At 40.2% G+C, this 16472-nt stretch carries 16 protein-coding genes; 8 read left to right on the forward strand and 8 right to left on the reverse strand.

The genetic code is table 11. The annotated features are described in order from the left end of the window. Window positions 1–115: 115 nt before the first annotated feature. Window positions 116–973, reverse strand: a complete 858-nt coding sequence (rsmI, locus tag IQ244_RS10815; RefSeq protein ID WP_193893428.1) for a 16S rRNA (cytidine(1402)-2'-O)-methyltransferase — start codon at window positions 971–973, stop codon at window positions 116–118. A gap of 20 nt (window positions 974–993) precedes the next feature. On the opposite strand from rsmI, the gene IQ244_RS10820 reads away from it, so the two are divergent. The 5 genes from IQ244_RS10820 (at window position 994) to IQ244_RS10840 (ending at window position 4724) form a co-directional block, all read left to right on the forward strand. Further along, window positions 994–1899, forward strand: a complete 906-nt coding sequence (locus tag IQ244_RS10820; protein ID WP_193893431.1) for a sugar kinase — start codon at window positions 994–996, stop codon at window positions 1897–1899. After that, window positions 1899–2762, forward strand: a complete 864-nt coding sequence (locus IQ244_RS10825) for a 3'(2'),5'-bisphosphate nucleotidase CysQ family protein (RefSeq protein ID WP_193893434.1) — start codon at window positions 1899–1901, stop codon at window positions 2760–2762. The genes IQ244_RS10820 and IQ244_RS10825 overlap by 1 nt, the downstream gene beginning before the upstream one ends. Before the next feature lie 310 nt (window positions 2763–3072). Further along, window positions 3073–3408 carry an RNA recognition motif domain-containing protein gene (locus IQ244_RS10830; protein ID WP_193893437.1) on the forward strand — a complete coding sequence of 112 codons (336 nt, stop codon included), beginning with the start codon at window positions 3073–3075 and terminating at the stop codon, window positions 3406–3408. A 123-nt stretch (window positions 3409–3531) separates the two neighbouring features. Continuing rightward, entirely contained in the window at window positions 3532–3666 is a 135-nt protein-coding gene (gene rpsU, locus IQ244_RS10835) for a 30S ribosomal protein S21 (RefSeq protein ID WP_193893440.1), read from the forward strand. Window positions 3667–3986: 320 nt separating this feature from the next. After that, the gene (locus tag IQ244_RS10840; RefSeq protein ID WP_193893443.1) at window positions 3987–4724 is read left to right on the forward strand and encodes a hypothetical protein; all 738 of its coding nucleotides are present in this window, start codon (window positions 3987–3989) and stop codon (window positions 4722–4724) included. Between the two features lie 167 nt (window positions 4725–4891). Here IQ244_RS10840 and IQ244_RS10845 read toward each other — a convergent pair whose 3' ends face one another. Then, a complete protein-coding gene (locus tag IQ244_RS10845) occupies window positions 4892–5779 on the reverse strand; it encodes a hypothetical protein (protein ID WP_193893445.1) in 888 nt (295 codons plus the stop codon). Between the two features lie 48 nt (window positions 5780–5827). Then, window positions 5828–6337 (reverse strand): hypothetical protein, encoded by a 510-nt coding sequence (locus IQ244_RS10850; protein WP_193893447.1) that lies wholly within the window; start codon window positions 6335–6337, stop codon window positions 5828–5830. 389 nt (window positions 6338–6726) lie between these two features. On the opposite strand from IQ244_RS10850, the gene IQ244_RS10855 reads away from it, so the two are divergent. After that, window positions 6727–7578, forward strand: a complete 852-nt coding sequence (locus IQ244_RS10855) for a phosphatase PAP2 family protein (RefSeq protein ID WP_228058852.1) — start codon at window positions 6727–6729, stop codon at window positions 7576–7578. Here IQ244_RS10855 and IQ244_RS10860 read toward each other — a convergent pair. The 4 genes from IQ244_RS10860 to IQ244_RS10875 all read right to left on the reverse strand — a co-directional run bounded on the left by IQ244_RS10860 (window position 7558) and on the right by IQ244_RS10875 (window position 11887). Next, a complete protein-coding gene (locus IQ244_RS10860) occupies window positions 7558–8964 on the reverse strand; it encodes an AtzE family amidohydrolase (protein WP_193893451.1) in 1407 nt (468 codons plus the stop codon). The two genes, IQ244_RS10855 and IQ244_RS10860, sit on opposite strands and share 21 nt — an antisense overlap. Window positions 8965–8967: 3 nt before the next feature. Next, on the reverse strand, window positions 8968–9591 hold the full coding sequence (locus tag IQ244_RS10865) for a DUF4328 domain-containing protein (protein ID WP_193893453.1): 624 nt from the start codon (window positions 9589–9591) through the stop codon (window positions 8968–8970). A 99-nt stretch (window positions 9592–9690) separates the two neighbouring features. After that, the gene (locus IQ244_RS10870; RefSeq protein WP_193893455.1) at window positions 9691–9879 is read right to left on the reverse strand and encodes a DUF4089 domain-containing protein; all 189 of its coding nucleotides are present in this window, start codon (window positions 9877–9879) and stop codon (window positions 9691–9693) included. Between the two features lie 124 nt (window positions 9880–10003). Further along, window positions 10004–11887 carry an iron uptake porin gene (locus tag IQ244_RS10875; RefSeq protein ID WP_193893457.1) on the reverse strand — a complete coding sequence of 628 codons (1884 nt, stop codon included), beginning with the start codon at window positions 11885–11887 and terminating at the stop codon, window positions 10004–10006. Window positions 11888–12261: 374 nt separating this feature from the next. Here IQ244_RS10875 and IQ244_RS10880 point away from each other — a divergent pair, with 374 nt between their 5' ends. After that, complete coding sequence (locus tag IQ244_RS10880; RefSeq protein ID WP_193893459.1) at window positions 12262–13125, forward strand: alpha/beta hydrolase; 864 nt, start codon at window positions 12262–12264, stop codon at window positions 13123–13125. 87 nt (window positions 13126–13212) lie between these two features. On the opposite strand, the gene IQ244_RS10885 is transcribed toward IQ244_RS10880, so the two are convergent. Then, complete coding sequence (locus IQ244_RS10885) at window positions 13213–14775, reverse strand: hypothetical protein (protein WP_193893462.1); 1563 nt, start codon at window positions 14773–14775, stop codon at window positions 13213–13215. A gap of 299 nt (window positions 14776–15074) precedes the next feature. Here IQ244_RS10885 and IQ244_RS10890 point away from each other — a divergent pair, with 299 nt between their 5' ends. Further along, window positions 15075–16472: an amidase gene (locus IQ244_RS10890; protein ID WP_193893465.1), complete on the forward strand. Its 1398-nt coding sequence runs from the start codon at window positions 15075–15077 to the stop codon at window positions 16470–16472.

A 16472-nucleotide genomic window follows, 5' to 3' on the forward strand; every position in this document is an offset into this window, starting at 1 on the left:
GTATGGGTTAATTATATTTGAACCATTAATAAAAAACAATATAAAATGGTAAAAAAATATATAGAGATTATGTAATTATACGTAAAATAATTTTGGAAATTTTAGCAGCTAAATTTTACTCATCACTCACAACTAGAGATAGAGCTAATTGATAAACTTGGCGGCGAGAAAGTGAGGTAAATTTAGCTAGTTGACGACTGGCTTGAGAACGCGATATTCCTTGACTAATTAGCTGCTGCAATTCTGCTTTCAGTTCTGTCTCGGTTAATAATGGTTGACTGAGTGGAGTTCCCGCAACCACTAAAGTATATTCACCTTGGGGTTCCCGTTGTTGGTAGTGGGCGATCGCATCGGCGATTGTGCCACGCCAAAATTCTTCGTATAATTTAGTTAATTCCCGTGCCATGACAATGTGGCGATCGCTACCGAAAACCTCTGCTAAGTCTTGCAAAGTTTCGGGTAAACGGTGAGGCGATTCGTAGAAAATTAAACTGCGGGCTTCTGTTTGCAAAGTTTCTAAATGTTCCCGTCTGCGTTGGGTTTTGGCAGGTAAAAAGCCTTCAAAGACAAACTTATCCGTTGGTAATCCTGCCGCACTTAAAGCTGTAATGGCTGCACTTGCACCGGGAATTGGGACTACTTTGATTCCGGCATCAATACAAGCTTTAATCAATTCATATCCAGGATCAGAAATTCCCGGCATACCTGCATCACTAACTAAAGCGATCGCTTTACCCTGACTTAAATGCTCTAATATTTCAGGAATGCGACTATTGCGGTTATGTTCGTGATAACTTAACTGGGGTGTTTTAACTTGAAAATGTTGTAACAGTTTACCCGTATGACGCGTGTCTTCCGCCGCAATCAAATCCACTGTCTGCAAAATTCGCACCGCCCGAAAAGTGATATCTTCTAGATTGCCAATGGGTGTACCAACAACGTAAAGTGTTCCTGGTTGTGGATCTGTTTGCATGAGATTGAATGTAATTCGTGATGAGCATAGATATTATCGGTGACAAATCCAAAATCCAAAATCCAAAATCTTACAGGGGATTATTTGTCGGTTTAGTCACCCTAGATTTAATTTATCTTGCTAATTCTGCTCCTCAAAATAATCAGAAGTTAGTAGCTGCTGACTATACTGTAGCAGCAGGCGGCCCTGCTACCAATGCGGCTGTAACTTTCGCCCATTTAAGTAATCAAGCAACTATTTTGGGTGTGGTTGGTTCTCACCCCATGACGCAACTAATTTATAGCGACTTAGAAAATTATCGAGTAGCGATCGCCGACCTCAACCCTAACCAGCCATCACCACCGCCGGTATCTTCCATTATTGTCACCCAAGCCACTGGTGAACGGGCGGTAATTTCTATTAATGCAGCGAAAACGCCAGCCAGTAGTGGATCTATCCCGGCGAATATTTGGCAAAATATTGATATTGTATTAATTGATGGACATCAGATAGAAGTTGGCAAAGCGATCGCGCAAACAGCAAAAAGCGCTAATATCCCGGTAGTCATTGATGGCGGTAGCTGGAAACCCGGCTTTGAACAAATCTTGCCTTTTGTTGATTATGCCCTTTGTTCAGCAAATTTTTATCCTCCCAACTGTAATGCAGAGTTAGAGGTTGTTGATTACCTAAGTAGTTTTGGTATTCTCCATATTGCCATTACCCACGGTGATCAACCAATTACATATCTCAGTCGTGATCAAAGTGGTACTATCACCGTACCGCAAATTACCGCAGTTGATACATTGGGGGCTGGAGATATTTTTCATGGCGCTTTCTGCCACTATATATTAAGTGAAAATTTCCCTAATGCCCTAGCACAAGCCGCCAATGTCGCCGCTAGTTCCTGTCAATTTTTCGGTACACGTCGCTGGATGGAAATAAAGTAATGAAAGATTTAGCAGAAATATTAGCGATCGCCCGTGAGGTAAGCTGGAAAGCAGCAGATATACTTCACTCTTATTACCACGGCAAATTTCCAGACACTGATTTACAAGTGCAATACAAACAGAATGAACCTGTGACGATTGCAGATGTGACAGTTAGTCAATATATTTTGCAGAGATTCCAAGCCGCTTTTGGTGATGAAGATTTCGCTTATATCAGTGAAGAAACTTATCAATCACAACTCCACCAACGCAACTCGCAGTTAATATGGATAATTGATCCTTTAGATGGAACCAGAGATTTTATTGATAAGACCGGGGACTATGCGATTCACATTGCTTTAATTCAAGATCATCGCCCGATTTTAGCGGTGGTAGCTGTACCTGAACTTGAAACAATCTACTACGCGACTAAAGATAATGGAACATTTAAAGAAACGCCAAAAGCAACTGAGCCTGTAAGACTTTTAACAGCAAAACCTATCGAGGATTTAACCTTAGTTGTCAGTCGTTCTCATCGCCATGAAAGGCTAAACTATTTACTCCAAAACTTACCTTGCAAAAATCAAAAAGCAGTGGGTAGTGTAGGTTGTAAAATTGCTACTATTCTTGAACAAAAAGCAGACATCTATATTTCTCTGTCTGGTAAGTCTGCGCCTAAAGATTGGGATATAGCTGCACCAGAGTTAATTTTAACCGAAGCTGGGGGTAATTTTACTCATTTTGATGGCAGTCCGCTGCAATATAACACTGGCGATATAAATCAGTGGGGAGGATTACTTGCCAGTAATAGTAACTATCATCAAGTTTTGTGCCAAGAAGCGCAAAGGATCTTATCCGAGTTAGACTCTTTTAAAAAAGTTTAGAACTATATACATATATAGTTAAAATTAGCTTGGAAGGATTGACCATATAATTCATAATTATATGTAATAGTTAATCTAATAAATGTCTATAAACATATTTCTAAATATTTGTTAGGTACAAATACTCAAATACCTTATTCAAGAGTTACAAACTACAAAGTTTTTTGACTACTTGATAACTTTGATTCTTTGAAGGTTGTGCTATACTTTGGCATATAAGGATTATTTTCGGTTGAGTAACTCGTTTTGATTTTGAAAAAGCGTCTCTCCGAATTTAACTCTCTACACTCCCTGAATTCGGAGACATTATATGTCAATTTACGTTGGAAACTTGTCTTACCAAGTCACTGAGGAAGACTTGAAAATGGCATTTAGCGAATACGGAAAAGTAAGTCGTGTTCAGTTACCCACTGACCGAGAAACCGGCCGTCCTCGTGGTTTTGCCTTTGTAGAGATGGAAACAGAAGCACAAGAAACTGCCGCTATTGAAGCACTAGATGGTGCTGAATGGATGGGTCGTGACTTGAAAGTAAATAAAGCTAAACCTCGTGAAGAAAGAAGTCCTTCTCGCGGCGGCGGCGGCGGCTGGGGCAATAATAACCGTGGCGGTGGCGGCGGCGGCGGCGGTCGTGGTGGTCGTTACTAAAATTTTGAAATAAAAATTTAGCATCTAGAGTCTCCAGCAGATAAAGCCAAGGGCTGGTTTTTGCTGGAGTATTTTATTTGTTCTCTAGGTTCTGCTATTCATCCATAATAAGGAGGAATGAGGATGACGCGAGTAGTCTTGGGGGAGAATGAAGGTATTGATTCAGCTTTGCGAAGATTCAAACGGGAAGTTTCTAAAGCTGGGATTTTCCAAGACATGAGAAAAAAACGTCACTTTGAAACACCCTTAGAAAAATAAAAGCGGAAAGCAGTTGCAAGACACAAACAAAATCGTAGCAATGGCGCTCGTCGCTTCCAATAATACTTACAACTCGATCTGGTTCACCAATTATAATTGGAAAAATATTCACCAAAAATACTCATTGTAGTAGCGCTTACAGTTTTAAAGCGGCGCTGCTACGTACATATAGGTATATATAAAGTTAGAATAAATTTAGGTAGGAAAATTTACTTGGCAAAATCTCCAGCCATTGAAATATGTCTACCTGTATAAATACCAAATAATGTTGTAGCCTGTAGCCGGAATCGGCAATTTATGGCTCTAAATTTTCAGAAAAAATGTTGCGTGTTTATCATCTTTTCATAGCTGCGGTCTTACTATTATTAATGCCACTGGGTGCAAAATTTATCCTTCCCTACTTTTCAGGAACGAAAGTAACACCCGCGCCTAAAACTTCCCCACAAGTTAAATCTGGAGATTCTTCTAAAGCAATAGCAGGAAATCTTTGGCCGAAAGTTTTAGGTAATAACATTGTAGTTCCGAACAATTGGCAAGTGGCTCCTTGTCCAGGAACTACATCTTTGTTGTGTGTCTCTGCCAAAGGTGCAGTTTTAGGTACAATCGAGATTAGTGTTTCTCAAATTAGTAAAAATCCCAATTTTCAAAAGCATCTTGCCAATGCAGGTATTCCCTTCGGCGCTAAACTAGATTATAAAAATTCTAGTAACCAAAGCAAAGTACTCGCAGCGCTGAAAGCTTGGGCTAATGACTATTATGCTGCTTTAAGTAAAGACCGCCAGAAAGGAAATGGCAATAAAATTATTTTTTCTACTCATCCGTTAGCAGATATATCAGTTGGTAAACTCCCAGGAATTCGCTACGGGTTCACAGGTACTAAATCTGAAGGTGGATTGCAAGAGCAATATATTAGTTATGCTGCTTTTGATGGGAATGTACTTTATATAATTAGTACAGCGTTTGATCCGAATGCGGTGACAGGTAAATTTGAAAAATTGGAAAACTTAGTAATTTTTCAGCCTTACTTGGATGCGATCGCCGAAAATTTAAACCTATAAGTCAATACAGTTCATTTAAGAAAGTTTTCTTGTGGAGATCAGGGAACAGAGAACGGGGAACAGTAAAAGACAAAAAAGCTTATCTGAAACGTATCGCCCTATAAGTTTGTCATTAGTCATTAGTCATTTGTAGATACCCATGACTAATGACTAATATTTGGATTTAACTAAATTTCAGCAACAGCACGTTCAATTAAACGACGAACTAAAGTTTGCGTACCTGTATGTTCGTAATAATTGGTAGACACATCTAAGAAAGCTGCTAAATAATCTAACTTGTCATCACTAAATTCCATAAAACTTTGCAAGTTATGGACAACCTTTTGAGGAGTTAAATCATTGCTAGTAACTAAGCCACTCATCCAACCTTTAACAGAATCAAAACTTTCACCAATAAAGCTAAGTTTACTAGCAGCATTACCGCCAGGAATTGCATCTTGAATGCCTTTAAAGGTTGTGTTTTGTTCTAGTTCCTGGGGATTAGTTTGGTTAAGTAAAGATAACGCTTTATTGATGAAATCTGGGCCTAAAGGTATCAACCCATCAATACAAACTAATGCTACTAATCGCATGAGCGATTCACCGCTATACTCACCTAAAGCACCAACAAAATCACCAATACTGTCTCCGGGAATGCCATTAATTTGGCAAAAAGCTACCAATTCAGCTACTACTTTTAAGGACAAATCAATCGTTTGTGCTTTATCTGGTTTGGGAGTCACAGAATTGAGAAAACCCAAAAGGGGAATTGATTCTCCAACTTTGTTAGCTAAAGCGGCTGCACCCAGAACTTTATCTGTACCATCAACAGTTTGATAAAGCCACATAGCTGTTTGGTAGCCTTGAGAGCTATCGTTATACAGATAAATAGCTCGTTCGCCAATTTGTTGAATTAACTCTTCGTCATCTTCACCAGTAACACTTTTAATGGTGTTGACAAAGCCTACAGTATTTTGCCACTCACCAGGAGCAACAAAATCAAGAGCCTTTAACATAGATATTGTTAAGCCGCCGGTTGGTAGTTGATCAACTAATTCTTGAATCGGTTTACCCATAAAAATCTCCTGATTGCGAGTTTGTTATCTAATTATTTTGAGTGCCAATTATTTGAGTTTGGCTAAACCATCAAGATTAAATTTACTGAGCCAATCGGCGCGATCGCTCGCTGTAAATGTGGTAGCCTTTGATTGAATTTTGACTTGATACTTCCCTACCAAAATCGCACTTTGGGTTTTTCCTTGTTCTACAGATGGATATCCAGCAATCTTTTTGGTGCTTTTAGAGAATTTTGCTGCTGCATCGGGGGTGCTGGTTGTATCTGAAATCGACAGCGTTGCTACTTCTTTACCAGCCTTTTTCAGTTTGGCTTCAGCAAAGCCTTTTTTCTCTTGAGCGTAAACGCGATCGTAGCCACCACCAGATTTCGGGAAGAATTTGTTAAATTCACTTCCCTGAGTCGCAGTTTTTGCAACTGCTTGACCTTTTTTCTGTTTACTGCTTTCTTGTTGTACTTGGTCAAAACGTCCTGGTGTTTTAGGTGTACAAGCTGTTGTCAGCAATAATACTGAGATAAGCAACACTGCTAAAACTTTCCGCCCACGATAGAAACTCATGTTTCCTGCTCCTTATACTTTGACGCAATTATCAACGCACTTGTCAAATTTTGCCCACAAAATTTATTTTTTGATAACTATTGAGATGAATGTAGAGTTACTCAGCCTGTCATTTCACAGCTAATCTTTCCCAAGACTGAACACTAGAAGCCAGAGTAGCCTTGATACTATGGGAAAAAGAGACTTTAACTCCTCTGATGTTTTTGGACTATTACAAAAATTTGTGAAGCAGAAAAATGAACACTGATTTTGGCAATCTTCTTAGGGAAAATTTTTTAGTTCGCGGGATACATACTTCTATCAAAGGTAGAGCTAGATATAAAGTGAGGGGACTACATGATTCTCCAGCGCTCAAAAAATTCCTAGAATTGAGATTGTCAAAGGAAGATATGATCTTTCAAGCCAGTGCTAACCATTTAACAGGGAATGTTTTGGTACTGTTTCAGCCAGATTTTAGTTCAAATGCGATCGCCTGGCTGCTGCAAAATATCGTTTTAGATTACCAAAGAGGTCATAAACAATTACCCCCCAGCACTGCACCAGAATTTATTCCCAGTAAAAGCATTACTCCGGTTGTGTTGTCAAATACCACAATCAATCAAGGGCGTAGTCAACTTATTCCCGTCGCCGCTGCTTTTTCGGCTTTGTCCTTGGGTGCAGCACTATTACACAGAAATGGTTTAGACAGCAGTATTTTATTAGCGATTCAAAAACTACACACACCCTCACTCGATCGCCTCATGGTGGGTATAACTTCCCTGGGTGAACCACCACTGCTATTGTTGAGTTGTTTAACATGGGAAGCTCTATTGCTGTACCGTCGCCGTCGATTACAAGCTACTACCTTTGGGATGGCGGCGGTGGGGGCGATTAGTTTAAATTACCTGCTGAAAGAACTGTTTGTCAGGGCGCGTCCAGCTTTGTGGGATTACATTATTAACGTCAATCACTACAGTTTTCCCAGTGGCCATGCAATGGTGTCAATGGTGGTTTATGGTTGTATGGGCTATTCCCTTTCCAAAGAATTTCCCCAATGGCGATCGCAGATTTTCACTTTGACTGTGATTTTAATTTTGGCAATTGGTTTTAGTCGGCTTTATTTGGGAGTACATTGGCCTACGGATGTGATTGCTGGTTATGCGGTGGGTTTAGTGTGGTTGACTGCTTGTGTTGTTTATGAAGCTTTTCAAACGTCAAAAAGTGCGGAGATAAACCCAGAGTTACACGGAGTTTTGGTTTAAGTTAACTATGGGTGCAGAAATTACACCTTGAGACTCTAAGAAAGCGGCTACTTGCAAGATTAATGCCTCATTGTAGGGTGCAGCGATTAACTGCACACCGAGAGGTAAAGCATTGGGGCGGTGAATTGGGACTGATAAAACAGGTAAGCCAATGAAAGATAAGGGTTGGGTGAATAATCCCAAATGAGGACGCACTAAAATTTCTTCGCCAGCTAAAATCATTGTCTGCTGGCCGATTAATGGTGCAGAAATGGGTGTAGTTGGGGCGAGAATGATATCAACATTTTGAAAAACTTCTCGAAAGAGATCGCGGTACCATTGACGAAATCGTTGCGCTTGCAAATACCAACTACTGGGAATTAGCGCCCCAGCCAAAAAGCGATCGCGGGTTGCGGGGTCAAAATCTTGGGGACGCGATTTCAATTGATCTAAATGCAGATTTGCGCCTTCACTGGCTGTAATTACAAAAGCCGCTGCACGGGCGCGTTTTACTTCGGGTATGGTGATATATTCAGTTACACCTAAAGCATGTGCTACTGTTTGCACTGCGGCTAATGCTTCTGGTGCTGAACCTTGGAGAAAATAATCATCGGCTAGTGTAATTCTCAGATGAGAGATATCTTGATGGAGTTGGGGTGAACAAAATTCTGGCTGACGTTTGGTACAAATGCGATCGCGTTCATCTTCTCCTTGCAGTACATCAAAAACTGTAGCGATATCTTGCACCGAACGAGCAAAACTGCCAATGTGATCAAAACTACTAGAAAATAAAGCTACACCTGCGCGAGACAAGCGTCCGTAAGTTGGCTTGAAACCAAACACCCCACATAAAGCCCCAGGTACGCGAATTGAACCATTCGTATCAGAACCCAGGGTGAAGGGAACCAAACCAGCCGCCACCGCCGCCGCAGAACCACCAGAAGAACCACCCGCTACTCGTTGTAAATCATGAGGATTGTGAGTCGCACCATAATAAAAGTTTTCTGTGACAAAACCGTAGGCGTACTCATCCATATTTACAGCCCCAATCAACACCGCACCAGCTTGTTTTAACTTGGCGACTGCTGTTGCATCTTGGGTAGCTGGGGGATTTTCGGCATTAATTTTTGCCCCAGCCAGAGTTGTGACACCCGCAATATCAAACAGATTTTTCACAGCAAAAGGTACGCCAGCGAGTAAACCTGGAGAATTACCTTGAGCGATTTCTCGATCAATTCTGGCTGCGTCTGCTAAAGCTGTTTCTGTGGTGATAGTGGTAAAACAGTTAAGTTGATCATCTAGTTTGGCAATTCTTATGAGTGCAGCTTGAGTGACTTCTACCGCACTAAATTGACCACCGCGCACAGCCGCAGCTATTGATAAGGCATCAGCGAACTCTAAATCCATTGTTTAGATAAGATTGCGTTTAGCTTTTTGAGTAACCGCAGTCCCCATAGTTTTTGTTAGTTGTAACAATACAACAGTAAAACCCAAGTCGACAAAACAAGATACTAAAAACCACACAGGCAGAAATTTATCTCCAGGATTTTTAGAAGCTTCAAAAACGATGCGGTTCAAAGCTCTTGACCCAATCATAAAACAATATAGTGGCGCTATCAGCGATCGCACTCGTTCACTCAAACTGGTTAAATCACCACCTTCTGCTTGAAATTTTTCCGCAAAGGTAGATAAAGTGTGAGATATTCCCCAAAGGCTGTATATGGGAATCATAAATCGCGCGATCGCACCGCCAGGGGTAATCGGATATTCCTGGAAAAGATTTTTTAAATCAGCATGGATACGATGTAGCCAAACCAAAAAAATAATAATTGAAATTACACCAATCAGCAACGAAACTATTGATATCAGCCCATCAACAGAAGCAAATTTTTGATAAATTGGCTGTGCTATGACTGCTAACAAAGAGAAAAACGTAGAAATAACTCCAATTCCCATCAGCACCCACAGCAAACGCACCAAAAATTTCCCAATAGCCGCAGACTTCAATGAACTACCAGCATTGAAATTACTCATTTCCTGTTTCCAATGGCATTATCGGCTAATATCTTAAGCTTGGTAGTTATATCTAAGACTCAGTGTATTTACTTGAGGAGTGCAGTAGGTTCTCAGCAACTATGGTTCAAATACTGGTGCAGGTTCAACTTCTGTGGGTAAAGGAAAAGCATTGACGAGTTGAGCGATCGCTTGAATCCTGGCAAAATTTGCTACCACTCCATCACGATATTCATTTTTAATTGGCAAATCTAATAATAAAGACATTTGCTCAACATACTTATTTACATCTAATTCTTGATTTTGCATACTTTTTTAGATACTTCCAAATTACAACACATCCCATGACAGAAATGTAGGGTGGGCATTTCCCCCCAAAACCTGAAGAAATTGAGAAGTTAATGTTAATGCCCACCTTACAAATTTCAACATCCTAGAAAGTAAACGTACTCCTGAGTACACCCACCGTTGTAGTCTCGTTTCTGCTATCACCTTCAGGGTTAAACAAAACAAAAGCGCCGGGAGTAATACTAATATTATCTGTCAACTTAAAGCGATAATACGCCTCTAAATGGTAAGGAGTAGCGCGATTTACCCCAGTAGGAGCCAGTTGAGCCGTACCACCTGCATCAGAACGAAACAGCGGTTGTCCAAAAAGAATTCCTGCATTATTTCCTGATTTAAATAAATCATTGAAGTGCAGCCCTACCATCCAACTAGTAAAAGTGGTGGAAGCATCGACAGCATCAGAAGAATCATCAACAAACATTGCAGCACCATAACCAGACAAAGCCACCTTGGGAGAAAAGCGCCAGGTTAAGGTACCACCAACAGAATTGAGCGTTACAGGTGTCCCTAAAGGAACGCCAGCTAATGCACCGATATCATCACGAATTAATCCTGTACCTAAGATATTAATTTCGTGATAACTGTGGGCATAGTTTAAACCAACATCTATCGAACTACTGGGTTTAAATGTTAATTGAGTGCTGACAACACTACTACCACCAAATACACCTGCACCCAAAGGAGTATTAGAAACTCCTGGCACAATCTCACCCGCTTCTTGGGATATGTTGGCATTTACGCTGCCGTATAAAGCTCTTAAATCTAACTGAGGAGAAATGTTAAATATAAATCCCGCCGCCGATGCTAAACCAGTTCCCGAAGTCCCCCCTGAAACTCGCGCCACAGGATTTAACCCAGCGAACCGTGAAATCGACTCTTGTCCTTCACCATAAAAAGGTGTGATAGCCGGAAACGCATCTGTTGCTTCCGCCGCAGTTCCCGCAAACAAAGTCAATTTATCCGCAACAGGAAAAACATACAGTAGTTTATAGAGTTGTACACTGTTTGCGGCCTGATCTGATAAAGTTTTTACATCAAGCCCAGGAAACAACGGTTCAAAACTTGTCCTAGCACTACTAGCTGTCAGTAAATCCGAAGCTAACCCTAAACCTCTTTGCAAGCTACCACTTCCATCTACACCACCCAAAAAGTTATAAGCTTGCAAACCAGTGATTAATAAATCTTTCCCGGTAAAACTGGTATTGAGGTTCAACCTGACTCTATTTACCAAGATAATATTCGGATCGCCCTGATTAGGTGCGCCACCTGTAGCGCCAATTCCAGCGATAATTACCTCACCGTTGAGTTTAGTAGTAGTTGAAAATTGATTTGCTTCTAGTTCAGCGGTGCGTGCTTCTAGTGCATCGACTCGTCCTCTTAGAGTTGCTAGTTCCGCAGAAAAGTCTTCTTGTAACTTCTGCAAAGTTGCTAAATCTTCTTTCTTGACTAAATCAGAAGTTGCGGTAGCAATAAGTTCATTAACTCGTTCTAAACAAGCATTTAAGCCAGCTGCAAATTCATAGCGAGTCATAGCACGATTACCCCGATAAGTGCTATTGGGATAACCTGCAATACAACCATAACGCTCAACTAAAGACTGTAAAGCTTGAAAAGCCCAATCGGTTGGTTGCACGTCAGACAATTGCGATACAGATGTTACTTGAGGGTTGTCGTTGTTGTCTGATGTCTGCAACTCTTTAGGCTGCGATGAATTTTGGCTTTCTGGCTTGTCTTGGATAGTAGGTGATTCTGCTTGACTATCATTGGCTATGATTAATCCAGTTTCAGCCGTTTTGGGTAAAGAAATTTGATTAAGCTTGCTATTAACAATTTCTGATGTTTGAGGAGTATTTACCAACGTATTTGGATCTGTTGGTACTGAATTAGCTAGTGCTGATACAGGTAACAGTCCATTAATTAAGCATAAAAAACTAGCTCCACCAGCAGAAGCTAGAAGATAATTTGCCATGATTGCTCCTCACAGATATAGAATATTAAAAAAGTTTATCTACGATATTTAACAGTTATTAAGCACCCTTAAGTGGATTGCTCAGAACAAACTTGCTTCCTTTCAGGAATTACCGTAGGTATTAAAATCTAGTAAATACTATTTAGATAAAAAAATAACATCAATAGTGATTGATAATTCTCATATTTTTTATAATCATATTTAAAGAATCAAAAATATCTATAGTATCCATAGATAGATTGCAAATATTTAGATTCCTAAATTATTAGAGGATTTGGGAGTTTAAACTCGTAATTGCATAAATAAAATTTACTTTCTGAAAAAATCAGGTGTCTGTAAGGTGGGCATTCACAAAAAATCCCAAAATTACATCTATGATTGACCATAGCGAAAGCACATTTCAGGGTAATGGAGGAATTAACCTGTATTACCAAACCTGGAAACCCACAACAGGTAATGTAAAAGCCGTATTAGCTATTGTGCATGGACTAGGCGGACACAGTAGCAAGTATGGGAACATAGTTCAACATTTTACCCCTCAGCAATATGCTGTTTATAGCTTTGACCTGCGTGGTCATGGGCGATCGCCTGGACAAAGAGGATATATTGATTCTTGGGCAGAATTCCGCGAAGATTTGCGAATTTTTTTAGAATTAGTTCAAACCCAAAACCCTGGATACCCAATTTTTCTCTTAGGTCATAGTTTGGGTTCAATTATTGTTTTAGATTATGTTCTGCGTTATCCCCAAGCTGCGGCTGTACTCAAAGGTGTGATTATTCTTGCGCCAAGTTTAGGGAAAGTTGGGGTGTCAAAAATGAAGCTAGTTTTAGGACAGCTACTTTCGCGGGTGTGGCCACGATTCACGTTAAATACGGGTTTTGACTTAGCTGCGGGTACGCGAGATGAGAAAGTATTAGCTACTTATATTCAAGATACTTTACGACACACTCTCGGAACTGCTCGTTTAGCGACGGAGTTCTTTGATACTGTGGCTTGGATTAATCATCATACTGCTGAATGGCGATCGCCATTATTAATTCTCCACGGTGGTGCAGACCGAGTAGCTTTACCAGAAGGCGGGAAGATTTTTTATGAGCAATTAACCTCTTGTATAGATAAAACCAGAATTGAATATCCAGAGGCTTATCATGAGCTTCAAGATGATATCAATTATCAAGAAGTTTTAGCTGACTTAGAAAGTTGGCTAGAGAAACGGATAACACCTGAGAATATATAGGTGATACAGGAAAATTTATTAGCTTTATACAACTATCTACATAAAATTTATCTGTGGAAGAGGCACAATTTGATTTATCCAAGATGTTTATTCAAGGTTTTTACTAATTTCCCGATAATTCGCTTGGTAGTTCAATAAAGTCTCTTTAGCTTGTTGATAAACAAAGGTATTATCGGGAATTTCTTTTAAGCTATTAATAGCTTGTTGCCATTTATCTTTTGCTTTCTCCCGTACTGAAAATGAATGAGGCGAGCTTTGAATAAAAAAGTTCGCTTCTATTGCTAGTTTATGGGCGGTTTCTAAATTATTTACAGCTTTTTTTTCGACAATTACTTTTTGACTAATGATTGTATGATAAAAGCGATAAGTAATTAACTTATCTTTAGCTCTAGTGGAAACTGACGTATTTTCTGATATGTTTTCTAGTAACTTAATTGCCTCTTGCCATTTAGATTCTGCTTGTTGCCAAACAATTAAAGGATGGGGTGGTGATTGTACTAAAGCAGAAGCTTCTAAACCTAGATTTTGTGCAGCTTTAAAATTAGCGATCGCAGTTTCTTCTTGATTAAAATTAAAATGAATTTGTTGCAGTTGGGGGATTTCTGCTTTGATCATCCAACTACCAAAGCTTAAGGCTAATAAACTAGCAGCAATTATCCCACCATAGTGGGTTAAGGTTTGTTCTTTAAACTTTTTTAGCGGATTATATTTGGGTAATTTCCATTGTTCAGATTTAGGCTTGAGCAACTTTTTTTCAGTCTTAACTCTCAAGGAACTAATCTGTAAAATTAAGGAATCAATTTTATTTTGGTAAAATTCACAGTCATTAATAATATCTGTTAATTCTTGTAATCTACCATCGCCAGATATAATTAATTCCTGATCATCATCTAGCCATTCTATAGCAAAGCCATATTTACCACAAAAAGAGGATACTCCCAGTAAAATACTTAATAAGTTATGGCTCTGCTTAATATTGTCAAAAATAAATTCTAATCTTTCCTTAATTTTTAACGAATCTTCTTGAGCTTGGATAATTTGCTGAATTTGTTGTTGTAGAATTCTTGGTTTATCTAGATCTAGTTGAATTTTTAAAACTTCCTCTACTGCTTGAAAAGTTGCCGGGATGCTGTCATGATTAGCATCAATATTTAATTGTTGTACTAAATTAATATCACTTAAAATATCCGCAGCTATAGCCTGAATTAAATCACCCCAATCAATCCAAACATCTATCTTGGCTTGGATTTCTTTGAGGGCAATATCTGCTGGTAATTTCCCAAATTTTGCTGTTAGTAATCCAGGATAATCATATTTATATATATAGACTGTATAATCTGCATTTTTGCTAGGTTTTTGGACTGGATATAAAGAAGCAACTGTAGTAGTGGGAGATTTTTTTAATTGGCTAGACTTAACTTTTTCTTGAATATTACGTAGTTGATCCTGACCGTGATTAATCATGACAATCTGTTGCATGATGTCATGGGAATGCCCAATATTTAGCCTCAGACTATGAACAATTTTTGGTAATTCATTTACCAGCGTTTCTAAATCAGCCATAAATATCCCTTGGGGATTTGCCGAAAGTTGATGTGAAACAATTAAAATGGCTATGCAGCAAGGTGTTAGCTTGAATACAAGCTTCATCTTATTGGTGGTAGATCAGCATCCTGAGAGATAGAAAATCTGAGGTGCTATGGATTCATACTTCCCGTAAATCCTGCTAAAGTAACAAATCAAGTTGAAAATTTTTAACTAATGCACAATTTGTAACGAAAGTCAAAGAACTTTGGATTTTTGGGTTGAGATTTTAGATTGACTGCGCCACACCTCTAAAATCGGCAAAGCCGCCCAAAAGGTTGTTTCCACAAGGGGATAAAGCATAAACCCAAAATTTTTTTTCATCCAAATCCAAGATTTAAAACTGAAAATTCGGAGGGTCAAATATGAATGAAATTGATTTAGCGTTTACTCCAGCAGTGGAGTTAGCGCGATTAATCCGCCATCGGGAAGTGTCGCCCCTGGAGTTGGTGGAAATATATTTACAAAGAATTGAACGGTTGAACCCCCAATTGGGAAGTTATTTTACGGTAACGGCAGAACTCGCGATCGCAGATGCCCAAGCAAAAACCGAAATGTTGGTAACATCTACTGAACTACCACCTTTTTTTGGTGTGCCAATTTCCATTAAAGACCTCAACACCGTGGCTGGTGTCACCTGTACCTACGGCAATCCCGCATTGTTAAACAACATCCCTGATTATGATGACGGGGTGGTAACGCGGATTAAACAAGCCGGGTTCACTATTCTCGGTAAAACTGCCACCTCCGAAATCGGTTCATTTCCTTACACCGAACCAACAGGCTTTCCCCCAGCCAGAAATCCCTGGAATTTAGAATATACTCCCGGCGGTTCTAGTGGCGGTGCAGCCGCAGCCGTAGCCGCCGGATTATGTGCGATCGCTCAAGGTTCTGACGGTGGTGGTTCCATTCGTGGCCCAGCAGCTTGTTGTGGTTTGGTGGGGATTAAACCATCACGGGGTAGAGTCACCAAAGCCCCTGTAGGCGATCGCTTGGGGGGAATTGCAGTGAATGGCCCGATCGCCCGGACTGTGGCTGATGCAGCGGCGATGTTAGACGCAATCTCTGGTTACTTCACAGGTGATCCTTATTGGCTACCTGACCCAGAACCCTCATTTTTCGCCGCTACCCAAGCGCAAGTTTCTGGGTTACGCATTGCCTTTAGTACGCAAATCAAGCCTTTGGGGGTGGCTGATGTCAATTGTCAACAAGGTGTATTGCAAACAGTCAAGTTATTGGCACAATTGGGGAACACCGTTGAAGAAAACTGCCCAGATTTTAGCGGCTTAGTCGAACCATTCCAAATAGTTTGGCAAGCTGGGGTAGCAGCATCAGGAATTCCCGCAGAAGCCTTGCAGCCTGTCAACCGTTGGTTATTAGCACGCACAGGTTCCGTGGCTGAATATCTCCGGGCTTTATCTCAATTGCAAATTGTCTCCCGGCAAATTGTGGCATTTTTTGACCATTTTGATGTGTTGGTATTGCCTGTGTATTTACATTCACCAATTCGGGTGGGAGAATGGGCGGCTTTGAGTCCAGAAGAAGCATTCCAAAATATTATGCGTTGGGTTGCCCCTTGTCCCGCTGCTAATGCTACTGGGCAACCAGCGATCGCCTTACCAGTGGGTTTTGATAGTCATGGTGTGCCAATCAGCGTGCAACTTGTGGGTAAACCTGCGGCAGAAGCGACTTTAATTAGTCTGGCAGCCCAAATAGAAGCAGCCAAACCTTGGATTCATCATCGCCCAGCCTTTGCCACGTAA

Origin of the sequence: Nostoc sp. LEGE 06077 (genome assembly GCF_015207705.1) — a bacterium.
Classification (GTDB): Bacteria; Cyanobacteriota; Cyanobacteriia; order Cyanobacteriales; family Nostocaceae; genus Nostoc_B.